Source organism: Pseudomonas sp. JV245A (genome assembly GCF_032424515.1).
In the GTDB taxonomy this organism is placed as follows: Bacteria; Pseudomonadota; Gammaproteobacteria; order Pseudomonadales; family Pseudomonadaceae; genus Aquipseudomonas; species Aquipseudomonas protegens.
The window spans coordinates 1-12,518 of record NZ_VYKE01000148.1 but is presented as its reverse complement, the minus strand read 5'-3'; the positions used below and the strand labels follow the sequence as shown (position 1 = coordinate 12,518).

Sequence of the window (12,518 nt, the reverse complement as noted above, 5' to 3'; positions counted from 1 at the left end):
CTGCTGGCCTTCTTCGGTTTCGGCCTGCTGCTGGCCTTCGCCCCCTGCTCGCTGCCGATGCTGCCGATTCTGGCCGGCATGGTGGTGGGCAGCGGCGCCAGCCCGCGCCGGGGCCTGGCCCTGGCCTCAAGCTATGTGCTGTGCATGGCCCTGGTGTATGCCGGCATGGGGGTAATCGCCGCCCTTTTGGGCAGCAACCTGCAAGCCTGGCTGCAACAACCCTGGGTCCTGGGCAGCTTCGCCGCGCTGTTCGTGCTGCTGTCGCTGCCGATGTTCGGCTTCTTCGAGCTGCAGATGCCGGCCCTGCTGCGCGACCGCCTGGAAGGCGCCAGCCGCCAGCGCCAGGGCGGCAGCCTGATTGGCTGCGGCATTCTCGGCGCGCTGTCGGCCCTGTTGGTGGGCCCGTGCATGACCGCGCCCCTGGCCGGCGGCCTGCTGTACATCGCCCAGACCGGCAACGCGCTGTTTGGCGGCCTGGCACTGTTCGCCCTGGGCCTTGGCATCGGCCTGCCGCTGTTGCTGCTGGTGACCCTGGGCAACCGCTTCCTGCCCAAGCCCGGCCCGTGGATGAACCTGCTCAAGGGTGTATTCGGCATCCTGTTCCTGGGCACCGCCATCTACATGCTGCGCCCGGTACTGAACCCCGGCCTGTGGATGGGGCTGTGGGGCGCCCTGGCTCTGGTGGTGGCCTACTGCGCCTGGCAGCAACGGGCGATTGCCGGCCGCTTGCTGCACCTGTTCGGTGCCGGCGCGCTGCTGTTCGCGGCCTGGGGCGGCATGCTGCTGGTGGGTGCCGCCGGTGGCGGCGACGACCTGTGGCGGCCGCTTAAGGTCTACAGCGGTGGCCCTGTGGCCAATAGCGTCACGGCCCATGATGCCTTCACCACGGTGAAGTCCCCCGCCGAGCTGCAAGGCGCCCTGGACAGCGCCCGGGCCCAGGGCCAGTGGGTGCTGCTGGACTACTACGCCGACTGGTGCGTGTCCTGCAAGATCATGGAGAAAACCGTGTTCGGCCAGCCTCAGGTGCTGGAGGCCCTGAAGGATGTGCGCCTGCTGCGCCTGGACGTGACCCTGGACAACGCCGACGGCCGCGAACTCCTGAGCCGCTACAAGGTGCCGGGGCCACCGAGCATGCTGTGGATCGGCCCGGACGGCAGTGAACGCCGCAGCCAGCGCATCACCGGCGAAGTGGATGCCAACGCCTTCCTGCAACGCTGGACCCAGACCCGGGAAGCCCGTTGATGCTGACCTTTACCATCGGCACCTTTGCCATCGCCCTCAACCACCTGCTGCTGATCAGTGCCCTGGCCTTGGCCACCCTGGTGGGCTGGCGCGTGGCCAAGCGCGGCGGTGACAACCCCGAATCCGTGCTGTTCAGCCTGTTCCTTTTGGGCATGCTCGCCGCCCGGGTCAGTTTCGTGCTCGCTTACTGGAAGCACTACCAGCACGACCTGTGGATGATCATCGACCTGCGCGACGGCGGCTTCCTGGCCTGGCCGGGGGTGATCGTCATGCTCCTGGCGGCCCTGGCCTGGGGCTGGAAACGCCCGGCGCTGCGCCGCCCATTGGGTGCCGGGGTGGCCAGCGGCCTGGCCTTCTGGCTGCTGGCCACCCTGGCCCTGACCCTCTACGACCAGGGCACGCGCCTGCCGGAAGTGGCCCTGCGCAACGCCGCCGGCGAAACCGTGCAACTCACCGACTACCAGGGTGGCCCGCTGGTGATCAACCTCTGGGCCACCTGGTGCCCACCGTGCCGGCGGGAGATGCCGGTGCTGGAGAGAGCCCAGCAGCAACGCCCGGACCTGACCTTCCTGTTCGTCAACCAGGCCGAAAGCATGCAAAGCGTCAGCACCTTCCTGGCCACCCAGGACCTGAACCTGAACAACGTGCTGTTCGACGGCAGTGGCCGCCTGGGCAAGGCCGTGGGCTCCATGGCCCTGCCGACTACGCTGTTCTATAGCGCCGATGGCCGCCTGCTGGGCAGCCACCTGGGGGAACTCTCGGAAGCCAGCCTGGCCCGGGCCCTGGAAAACTTCGACGGCGCCCACCCGATCTCGGTCGCCCCTTCAAGGAAACTGCCATGCCCTTCATCCGCCACTTGCTGAGCCTGTCTTTGGGCGCGGCGTTGCTCAACGCTCCGCTGCTACAGGCCGAGGAACTGCCTGCGCCCATCCGCAAGATCGAAGAAAAAGGTGCCAAGATCATCGGCAGCTTCGACGCCCCGGACGGCCTCAAGGGCTACGCCGCGCAGTACCAGAACCGCGGCATGACCCTGTACCTCACCCCTGACGGCAAGCACGTGCTGCTGGGCAACCTGTACGACGCCGACGGCAAAGACCTCAGCGCCGAACCCTTGCAGAAACTGGTCTACGCGCCGATGGCCAAGGAAGTCTGGGGCAACCTGGACAAGAGCAACTGGATCGCCGACGGCAAGGCCGATGCACCACGCATCGTCTACCTGTTCAGCGACCCCAACTGCCCCTACTGCAACATGTTCTGGGAACAGGCGCGGCCCTGGGTCAAGGCTGGCAAAGTGCAGTTGCGGCATATCATGGTGGGCATCATCCGCGAAGACAGCCCGGGCAAATCCGCCGCCCTGCTGGCCGCCAAGGACCCGCAGCAGGCCCTGCAGGATCACGAAAAGGCCGGCAAGGGCAGCGCCCTGAAACCCCTGGCCAGCATTCCCGCAGCGGTGCAGGCCAAGCTCGACGCCAACATGAAACTGATGGAAGAGCTGGAGCTGTCGGCGACCCCGGCGATCTTCTACCTCGACGACAAGGGCGAGTTGCAACAGCAGCAAGGCGCCCCGGCCCCGGGCAAACTGACCCAGATCCTCGGCCCGAAATAACCCCGCCCCCTCCCCCGTAGGAGCCGGCTTGCCGGCGAAGGCGTCCGTCAGGCGGGCGCCTGGCTTGCAGGCCTCTTCGTTGGCAAGCCAGCTCCTACGGCAAGAGAGTCAGGCTTCAGCCGTTGCGCTGTAAAAACGCCAACAAGGCCCGGGTCACGAACTCCGGGTTTTCCCGGCTGGAAATATGCCCCGCCTCGGGAATCAGTTGATAAGGGCAGCCAATGCGCTCAGCCATCTCAACAGTTTCCGCAGGCGGCCGCGGCTGGTCCTGATCACCACACAGCAGCAAGGTGTTCTGCCCATCCAGGCGCTCCAGCTGATCCAGCACATCCGCTCGGCTGAAAGTGATGCGCCCCATGGGAATCACGCTCTGGCGCAGGCGCTCGGCAGGCAGTGCCGCGAGGCTGGCACGAAAATCCTGGAACAGCGCCGACTGCCGATCGATCCCCGGACGGAAGAAGATCGGCACCACGATGTCCAGCAGCGGCTCGGCGATCAGGCCGCTGTCCTCGATCTGCTGGAACAGGGAAAAGTAATACTGCCGGGTCGGCGCAGGCTCGGCGCCCAGGTAAGTGTCCATCAGCACCAGGCCGTCGATACGCTGCGGCGCCGCCAGGGCCAGGCGCCCGCCCCACATGCCCCCCACCGACAAGCCCACCAGGGTTACGCGCTCGATCTGCAAATGGTCGAGCAAGGCCAGCATCTGCCGCGCCACATCATCCAGCGACGCGGTGCCCTCAGGCAGCGCCCCGGACTGGCCATGGCCCCACAGGTCCACCGCGATCACCCGATACTGCGCCGACAGCGCCTCGATCTGCGGCGCCCACATGCCGGTGTCCCACAAATAACTGCCGGCCAGGAACACCACCGGCCCCTGGCCCTGGTCGAGGTAGTGCAACGGTTGTCCATCGATGGTGGCGAAAGGCATGGGCTAGCTCCTGCAGGAAATGACGAAAAAGGTCCGACAGACTGTGCCGTGAAAAAAGCCCAGTCAATCGGACCCGTCCGACAAAACGTATCAGGAGATGCCCGGATTCAAGGCCCGCGCTGACCGTCGAGCAAGGCCTCCACCACGGCCCTGGCCATTTCCACGGAATGCACCATGGACCAGATCAGCCCGCGCTCCAGGCCGCTGCCCTGCTGGGTGATTTCATCGCAGACCTCTTCGGCGCATTTGAGCAGCAGCGCCACATGCACCAAGGCCTCTTCGGCGCTGACGCCTTCGCGCACGCTGAACAGCGAGTCGGGGGAAACGGGTTTGGCTTGGGTCGTGAGCTGGAACACCGCGGGGTCCAGCGGTTGCCGGGCCAGGGCCACGCGCAGGGTGGCGTTGGCGGCCTTGAGGGCGGGATCGCGATAGGACGTGGGTGGATCGGGGACGAGCTTTTTCATGGTGTAACTCCGATATGAACTCAAAGGAGCCGTCACCGTTCGCTTGCACACGAATAGGGTGGCAGCCGTACGCAGGTGTGCAAGACCGGGCATATCGGAACCCGGCAGACTCGAAAGTCTCCCACGCACGGCTGCCATAACGCAGAAACAACGGGCAAAAAACCCCGAACTGCTTTTGACAACGATGCGCCGACATGACCGGACTTGCACATCCGAGCCATCGATTGAGCGATGGCTCCGGAACCCTAGCCCGCCCACCAGGCGCATTCAAGCGGCCCGCAGTTTCTCGGATTTGCCTTACAAAAGAAAGCGAACCGCCTGACTATCAGACGTTGTTCCTCGACATTCGGAGCCACTACGTTCCAGGGCAGCAGGCGCCTTCACGGCCATCTGCTCCCCTGGCCCTGCGTTACCAGTCGTAGCTCATTTCCACCGAAGCCACCCGCTCCTGGCCGTAGTAGCAGCCGAAGTTGTAGTTGCAGTCGGAGACGTATTCCCGGTCAAACAGGTTCTGCACGTTGAGGCTGCTTTTCAGCCCGCGCAGGCTCGGGTCGAGCTTGCCCAGGTCATAGCTGACGGTGGTGTCGTACACCACATAGGCTGGTGTGCTGAAGGTGCTGCCCGAGTCCCCCGGCTTCCTGCCGGTGTAGCGCGCGCCCACGCCAAAGGTCAGGCCGCTGAGCGCCGCCTGGGTGAAGTGGTAGTCGACCCAGGCACTGGCCGAGACCGGCGCTTGGGCTTCATTACGGTTGCCCTTGGTGGAGTCATTGGCCTTGGTATAGAAGGAATCGATGTAGGTGGCGGCAGCCATCACATCGATGTTGTCCAGGCTGGACTTGATTTCCAGCTCGATGCCCCGGGAACGAATCTCGCCCTGCTGCGCGTTGTATTCGGGGTAGTCGATGTCGTTGGTCAGGGCGTTCTTCTGCTTCACCTGAAACACCGACGCGGTCATCAGCGTCTTGTCCACGGGCTGGTACTTCACCCCCACTTCATACTGCTCGCCCTCGGTCGGCTTGAAGGCCTTGGCACCGCGCTCCGGGGCGCTGGTGCCCACGGTCGGCAGGAAGGACTGGGAGTAGCTGACATAGGGCGCCAGACCGAAATCGGTCACGTAGGTCAGGCCCACCCGACCGGTGAACTTGTGGTCCCGCTGTTCAACGATGCTGCGGGCCAGCAGGTCCTTGTTTTCCACTTCGGCCCAGTCCTGGCGGCCGCCGAGGGTCAGTATCCATTGGTCAAGCTTGATCTGGTCCTGGACGTAGACGCCGGTCTGGCTGACGGTGTTGTCCCAGCGCGTGGTCAGTTCGGGGGTGACGCTGCTGGTGTCGTAGTTGTTCTTGCCGTACAGGTCTACCGGCAAGACCCCGTAGGCGTTGTAGCCGGTGTACTTGCGATTGAAATGGCGATAGTCCACGCCCGCCAGGGTGGTGTGCTCCAGGGCACCGGTGTTGAAGCGGTACTCCAGGTTGTTGTCCAGGGTGTAGGCTGTGTTGTGCTGCTGCCAGTCGAGCTTGGTGCGGGTAGCTCGAGTGTAGTCGGTCACACCGCCAGCATCGGTGACGAAGCCACGCAGGTAAAAGCCCTTGTAGCGGTCGCGCACGTCGATGTAGCGCGCGGTGGAACGGAATTTCAGGTCGTCGTTGAGGGCCTGGCTCAACTCGTAGCCAAGGATGTACTGGTCGCGCTTGTAGTCGTTGTAGCGCGAATCGCCATTGAAGAAATCGCGGTCGATCTTGCGCCCATCGGGGCCGCGTTCGAGGGTGCCGATTTTCGGCAACGCCTGGTAGTCGGCCAGCCCGTCGTCGCGCTGGATCTGCGCAAACAGCGTCAGGCGCGTGGCGTCGCTTGGGCTCCAGGTCAGGCTCGGCGCCAGCAGGGTGCGCTGGCTGTTGGTGTGAGCCACCTGTTCGTTGCCCTTTTTCGCCACGCCGATCAGGCGATAGGAGAACTCTCCCTGATCATCCAGTGGGCCGCTGCTGTCCAGGGCGCCATAGACCCGGTTGTAGCTGCCCAGGCCGAACTTGACCTGATGTTGCGGCGTACTGCTGGGGCGTTTGGACACTAGATTGACTAGGCCACCGGGCTGGTTCTGTCCATAGAGCACCGACGACGGCCCCTTGAGTACCTCGACGCGCTCCAGGGTGTAGGGATCGATTTGCGGCGCCCCGCCCAGGCTGCCGGCATAGGGCAGGTAGGCGCCGTCCAGGTACAGCGGGGTCGGGGCGAAACCGCGGCTGGTGATCTCGTCGGCAATGGTATTGCGGTCGGTGTAGCCGTTGACGCTCAGTCCCGGCGTGTAGCGCAGGACCTGGGTCAGGTTGCGCGCGCCCTGGGTCTGCACCTGATCGGCAGTGACCACGTTGATGGTCTGAGGAATTTCCAGGATCGGCGTATCGGTCTTGGTCGCGGTGGCGCTGCGAGTAGCCACGTAGCCATCCACTGGCCCCCAGGCCTGCTCCTGATCCTGGCCCTGAATATGGGTCGGCTGCAGTTGCAACGCCGACCCCGTGGGCAACAGGTACAGGCTCCAGGTGCCACTGGGGGTGGTGGTCAGGCCCAGGCCGCTGCCCACCAGGGCCTGCTGCACAGCCTGCTCGGGAGTCAGTTGGCCACTGACCCGACTGGCGCGCTTGCCGCTGAGCAACTGCGGGGCCACCGACAGCACCCGGCCGCTGTCCCGGGCGATGCGGCTCAAGGTCTCACCCAGGTCACCGGCGGGCAGATCGAACGCTCGGGTGGCCTGAGCCTGCTGCGGGTCGGTCGCGGCATGGGCGACAGTGGGCAGAGCGGCGTAACTCAGAACGACAGCCATCGCCAGCAAGCTGGGACGGAAAATAATCTGGGACATGGAAAGGGCTCGTTATTAGGTTGGCTTTCCATAACCAGGACACGGGAAAAACCGAACCCCCTCACTGTTCCTGGCTTTTTTAACAATCAGCGCAGCTCGATACGGGTCAGCCAGAAGCCATAGCGAGTCACCTGGATCGGCAGGGTTTCGCCGAGGGAGCGCAGCACCTGATCGCTGTCATCCAAGGGGAACACCCCATAGACCCGGACCCGCGCCGCTTCCGGGCTGATGCGCAACAGGCCGCTGCGGTAGGGCCGCAGCAGCTCGATCAATTCGCCCAGGGGCTCGTTGCGCACATCGATGCGGCCGTCGAGCCAGTCCACCCGGGTACGCAACGACGGTGCCTGACGCTCGATGCCTTGAGCGCCGAAAGCAAAGGCTTCACCGGCCTCGACCCGCTGCTGGCGCCCCTGGGCGGTGGTCAGCAGCACGCTGTGTTGCTGCACGGAAACCAGACTGCCGAGATCGTTGCGGCTGACCATGAAACGGGTGCCCAGGGCCTGCACCCGCCCCTCGCGGCTTTCGACGATAAACGGCCGCGCCGGGTCGGCGGCGACGTCGACCTGCACCGTGCCTTCACGCAGGACGATGCGCCGCTGCCCGGCATCGAAGCGGATATCCACGGCGCTGCGGGCGTTCAGGTGGAGCCGACTGCCATCGGCCAGGATCATGGACTGACGCTGGCCGGTGGCAGTATCCAGGTCGGCCAGCACCTGACCCAAGGGCAACACGCGGTTAACCAGCCCGGCAGCACCGCCTCCCAGCACCAGCAACGCCAGCCCGCCGCCCAGCACTTTGCGCCGCGCTGGCGAAGGCAGCGATCGCAAGGCCCGGCTGGCCGCCTGCAGTTGCTCGCTGCTCTGCAGTTGCTGCAAGGGCTGGCTGAGCACGGCGTTGACCCGCTGCCAGGCAGCGGCGTGTTCGCCGCTCTGCGCCAGCCAGTGGGCAAAGGCTTGCTGCACGGCATCTCCCTGGCTGCTGGATTCCAGCTTCAGCAACCAGTCCACGGCGGCGCGATTGGCCTGGTCGCTGGCGGTACGGCTCATGCGGCGCGCTCGCTGAGGCAATGCAGGAAGGCTCGCCGCAGGTCGCGCTCGACGGTCGCCAGAGAAACTCCCAGGCGCTCGGCGATCTGCGGCTGCGCCAGGCCTTCAAGGCGATGCAGGATAAAAGCATGACGCACCCGTTGCGGTAGACCTTCGAGCAGCCGGTCGATCAGTTCCAGCGCTTCGCGCACCAGCGCCAGCTCCTCTTCGGAGGGGCTGAAGGCCTGCGGCATCCGCGCCAGTTCCAGCAGGTACTGCTGCTCCAAGGCACGGCGCCGGAACAGGTTGCTCAACAAGCGCCTGGCCACCGTGGCGAGAAAGGCCCGCGGTTCGTTGAGATCGGCCAGTTGGCCGGCGGTCAGCGTGCGCACGAAGGTGTCCTGAGTCAGATCCGCGGCATCCTGCGGGCACTGCAATCGGCGATACAGCCAGGCACGCAACCAGCGGTAATTCTCGCTATAGAGGTTGGCAACTATGGCTTTGGTGTCTACGGGACTGTGCATCGAGACCGGCACGCTAATGGTAATTGTTATCATTATCCAGTTTGCCGGTCATGAAAATCAACGTTCGTCGTTGCAAATCCCCCAGCGCCGCGGCAAATCCGGGGGTGGCGATCAGCGGTACTCTTCCGGCGCTTCGCGTTCGAGGATTTCCTCCAGGTCGCTCAGGTCACCGCGTTCCTTGAGGATGCCGCTGACCTGGTCGATCCACGCCTGCTCCGAGGCAATCCCCGCCCAGGACTGGCTGCCGAAGCCGTGATACGGCCGGTCGTCGAAGGTGCTGATCAGCAACTGGTTGAAGCGCCCGGTGTCCAGTTTTTTGCGCTGGATTTGCACTTGCAGCGCCCCCAGCACCTTCTGCTGCTCTTGCGGGTTGGGGCGATAGCGGTAGAGCCGCGGCGAGCTGAGCACCAGAAACTCCGGCGGCAGGTTTTCATCGATGGCCGCCTGCAGGCGGTAATGGCCATCGAGAATCAGATAGCAGCTCAGACCGGTGACATACCACAGCAGGATCGGCGGCAAGCTGCCTTCGCGGGCTTTTTTGCGCCACCACTTCAAGCGCCCGGAATGCGGGTCCACGGCATGCAGGCCGACTACTGCGCCACCGTACTCCCCCAACCCGACCCAGCGCGCCGTACCGGCCTGTTGGTTGTCGAGGATGTTGCGACCATAGATCGCCCACTGCGGCATATGGCTCAGGGCATCTTCACCGCCCTTGAAGTACCAGGCTTCGGTGCCGCTGAGCAGCGGCCGCATCGGTTTCTGCGATGCCGGGCGCAGGGCCCGCACCAGCCAGTAGCCGGGGTAAAAGAAGTCCGGCTGGTGCTGCATCAGTTGCTCGACGAAGAAGCGGCTCCAGGCCTTGAGGCGCAGCGCCGGGTCGAGGCGCGCCTGTTGTTCCACCTGAGGCGAGTCGATGGGGCCCACCAGGGTTTGCGGCAGTTGCTCCGGCAGGTGATTGCGCACCAGCCATACGCCATACAGGCAGCGGGACATGGTGCCCCAGAGCAGGGTCTGGTCGCCGAGCACCAACTGCATACGGCTGTTGTTGCCACTGAGCAGGCACAGGTTGGGCTTGCCACTGGCCGGGCGTTTGACGTCCACGCCGAGGCCGTTCCAGTGGCCGGCCAAATCCTCGATATCACGCCAGAAAATCTGTTCCACGATTGTCCCTAATCCTTGATCAATGACCGGCCCTGCGGCGGGCAGGCGCGACTATAGCAGAGGGCTGGAGGGCGCATTCGCCTGTAGGAGCTGGCTTGCCAGCGAAGGCGGCCAGCGCCTTACCCATGGCGGCCAATGACCGCGTCTACTTCGTCTGCCAACCCTTGCCCGCCCAGGCACTGACGCACCTCGTCGCACCACTGCGACTCCGGCTCATTGCCGGCCCAGGCCGGGGTAGCGCTGCGGTACTGCGGCCGGTCATCGAAGGCCTGGATCAGCACCCGGTTGAGGTTCTCGGTGCTCAGGGCCGGGTTGCGCGGCACCGCGTCGCCGCGCTTGCGCAGTGAATCCATGATCCGTTGCTGATGCTCCAGGCTCGGTGCGAAGCCGCGCTCGCGGGTGGCGCTGAGGACGATGAATGATGGCGCGAGGTTTTCCGCGATGGCCGCCTGCAAACGGTAATGGCCGTCGATCACCACGTAGGACGCCAACCCGCCGACGTACCACAGCAGGATCGGCGCCAGGCTGCCTTCGCGGGCCTTCTTGCGCCACCACTTCAGGCGCCCGGCCTCAGGGTCGACACGGTGCAGGCCGATGAGCTTGCCGCCGCCATGCCACCAGTCGATCCACTCCAGGGTCTGGGGTTGCAGGTTGTCGAGAAAATCCTCGCCGTACAGGTGCCAGTTGGGCACATGGGTCAAAGGGTCGATCACCGAGGTGAAGCGCCAGTGGTCCAGGCCGCTCGCGGTGCTGGAGGGCTCCGGCAGCAGGCCCTGGGCCAGCCAGAAACCGGGGGTGAGGAAGTGCCGGGCGCTTTCACTGAGACGGCTGACGAAATAGCGGCTCCAGGCCTTGATCCGCAGCTCGGGCGCCAGGGCGGCGTGCTGCTCCACGGTGGGTGAGTCGATGGGTGCCAGCAGCCGGCATTCGGCGCCGTCCGCCAGCGGGTTGCGCACCAGCCAGACGCCGCCGTGGTCCCGGGCCAGGGTGGCCCAGAACAACGGCATGTCGTGGTGCATCAGCTTGATCCGGGCATTGGCGCCGGTGCGCAAGTACAACGGCGGTCTGTTCGTGGGGCCCGGTTCGACCTCGACACCGAGGCCGCTCCAGTTGCCCAGGGAATCTTCGATGTCGCGCCAGTAAAGCTGTTCTGCCATGGTTCCGGTCCTTGAATGAAAACGCCCGGCGCAGGTGCTTGGACCTGGGCCGGGCGCGATCATAGCAGAGGACCTGCGGGCCTCTTCGCCCGTAGGAGCTGGCTTGCCAGCGAAGGCGTCGGCCAGGACGATGCAAGGCTTGCGGGCCTCTTCGCCGGCAAGCCGGCTCCTACGCCAAATGTCGGTCCTCCTGCTGCGCGAACAACGCCCCACCGCTCATCCGTCGATCACAGCCCCTCCAGCTCGGCCATCAGGTCGCTCAGCCGATCCACTTTCTCCTCGCTGATTTCATTGGCCCCCAGGCCATCGATGTAGGCGGCCAGCTCCTGCACCGTGCTGCATTCGAACATGGCCCGCAGCGGCACGTTGCGTTGCAGGGTTTTCTGCACCCGTGAGGCGATCTGGGTCGCCAGCAGGGAATGCCCGCCCAACTCGAAGAAGTTGTCGCGCACGCCCACCCGTTCGACCTTGAGCACCTCGGCCCAGATATCGGCCAGGGTTTGCTCCAGTTCATTGCCCGGCGCTTGATAGTCCTGGCTCTGCAGCTGGCCGATCTCCAGGGCCGGCAGGGCCTTGCGATCGAGCTTGCCGTTGGCGTTGAGCGGCAGGCGCTCCAGCCACAGCCAGTGCAGCGGCACCATGTATTCCGGCAGTTCGGCACGCAGCCGCGGTTTGATCCGCTCCAGGCGTTCGCTCGGGCTCAGGCTTGAGTCACCGGCGACCAGATACCCCACCAGATGCTTGCCGTTGACCCCTTCCTGCACCCCCACGGCGGCATCGCGCAATTCCGGCTGTTCATGCAGGCGCGCTTCGATCTCGCCCAGCTCGATGCGATAGCCGCGGATCTTCACCTGATGGTCGATCCGGCCGACGTATTCCAGTACGCCGTCGCTGCGCCGGCGTGCCAGGTCGCCGGTGCGGTACAGGCGTTCGCCCGCTGCACCGAACGGATGGGGCACGAAGGCCAGCGCGGTACGCAACGGGTCGCTGACGTAGCCACGGCCAACACCGGTGCCGGCCACGCACAACTCGCCGACGGCGCCCAGGGGCACCAACTCCAGGGCTTCGTCCATCAGGTACAGCCGGTTGTTGTCGGTGGGCGTACCGATGGGCAGGTAGGCGCCCCGGGTCGAGGCCATATCGACACGGAAGAAGGCCACGTCATCGGAGCACTCCGCCGGGCCGTAGGCGTTGACCAGGCCGATCTGTGGATAACGCAGCAGCCACTGGTGCGCCAGCTCGGGCGGCATGGCCTCGCCGGTGGGCAGCATCCAGCGCAGGCCATCGAGGGCGATGGCGTCCTGGGCGAGCATGCCCTGGATCAGCGACGGCACGCTCTCCAGCACCGTGATGCCCTGCTCCTGGACGTGAGCCAACAGGCCCTGGGGATCGTGGGCGATGGTGTTGGGCACGATGTCGACCCGGGCACCGAACAGCGGTGCGGCAAGGAACTGCCAGACCGAAATGTCGAAGCTCTGGGACGCGGTCTGGGCGATCACGTCGGCTTCGCTTAAGTGCAGGTACGGCACCTTGCTCAGCTGGTTGTTGAGCATGCCGCGC

General features: G+C 65.2%; 11 protein-coding genes. 3 read left to right on the top strand and 8 right to left on the bottom strand.

What is annotated here, in order from left to right; translation table 11 throughout:
• The 3 genes from dsbD to dsbG form a co-directional block, all read left to right on the top strand.
• Positions 1-1,242 (top strand): protein-disulfide reductase DsbD (dsbD, locus tag F6S12_RS26095; protein ID WP_315869472.1); only part of this gene is annotated, 1,242 nt, incomplete at its 5' end.
• Complete coding sequence (locus tag F6S12_RS26090; protein ID WP_315869471.1) at positions 1,242-2,105, top strand: TlpA disulfide reductase family protein; 864 nt, start codon at positions 1,242-1,244, stop codon at positions 2,103-2,105. The genes dsbD and F6S12_RS26090, both read left to right, overlap by 1 nt.
• The gene (dsbG, locus tag F6S12_RS26085; RefSeq protein WP_053153005.1) at positions 2,081-2,848 is read left to right on the top strand and encodes a thiol:disulfide interchange protein DsbG; all 768 of its coding nucleotides are present in this window, start codon (positions 2,081-2,083) and stop codon (positions 2,846-2,848) included. The genes F6S12_RS26090 and dsbG overlap by 25 nt, the downstream gene beginning before the upstream one ends.
• Positions 2,849-2,963: 115 nt before the next feature.
• Here the strand turns inward: dsbG and F6S12_RS26080 are convergent, their stop codons facing one another.
• The 8 genes from F6S12_RS26080 to F6S12_RS26045 form a co-directional block, all read right to left on the bottom strand.
• Complete coding sequence (locus F6S12_RS26080) at positions 2,964-3,776, bottom strand: alpha/beta fold hydrolase (protein WP_315869470.1); 813 nt, start codon at positions 3,774-3,776, stop codon at positions 2,964-2,966.
• A 107-nt stretch (positions 3,777-3,883) separates the two neighbouring features.
• A complete protein-coding gene (locus tag F6S12_RS26075; protein ID WP_041752435.1) occupies positions 3,884-4,240 on the bottom strand; it encodes a DUF6124 family protein in 357 nt (118 codons plus the stop codon).
• 409 nt (positions 4,241-4,649) lie between these two features.
• Positions 4,650-7,091, bottom strand: a complete 2,442-nt coding sequence (locus tag F6S12_RS26070; protein WP_015636487.1) for a TonB-dependent siderophore receptor — start codon at positions 7,089-7,091, stop codon at positions 4,650-4,652.
• Between the two features lie 86 nt (positions 7,092-7,177).
• Positions 7,178-8,137, bottom strand: coding sequence for a FecR family protein (locus F6S12_RS26065; RefSeq protein ID WP_015636488.1), 960 nt, complete (start codon positions 8,135-8,137; stop codon positions 7,178-7,180).
• Positions 8,134-8,640, bottom strand: a complete 507-nt coding sequence (locus tag F6S12_RS26060; RefSeq protein ID WP_041752437.1) for a sigma-70 family RNA polymerase sigma factor — start codon at positions 8,638-8,640, stop codon at positions 8,134-8,136. Before F6S12_RS26060 ends, F6S12_RS26065 begins: the two co-directional genes overlap by 4 nt.
• A gap of 111 nt (positions 8,641-8,751) precedes the next feature.
• A complete protein-coding gene (locus F6S12_RS26055) occupies positions 8,752-9,801 on the bottom strand; it encodes a hypothetical protein (protein ID WP_053153012.1) in 1,050 nt (349 codons plus the stop codon).
• Positions 9,802-9,920: 119 nt separating this feature from the next.
• Positions 9,921-10,958, bottom strand: coding sequence for a hypothetical protein (locus F6S12_RS26050; protein ID WP_015636491.1), 1,038 nt, complete (start codon positions 10,956-10,958; stop codon positions 9,921-9,923).
• A 227-nt stretch (positions 10,959-11,185) separates the two neighbouring features.
• Positions 11,186-12,518: AMP-binding protein (locus F6S12_RS26045; RefSeq protein ID WP_315869469.1), on the bottom strand; the 1,333-nt coding region annotated here is incomplete at its 5' end.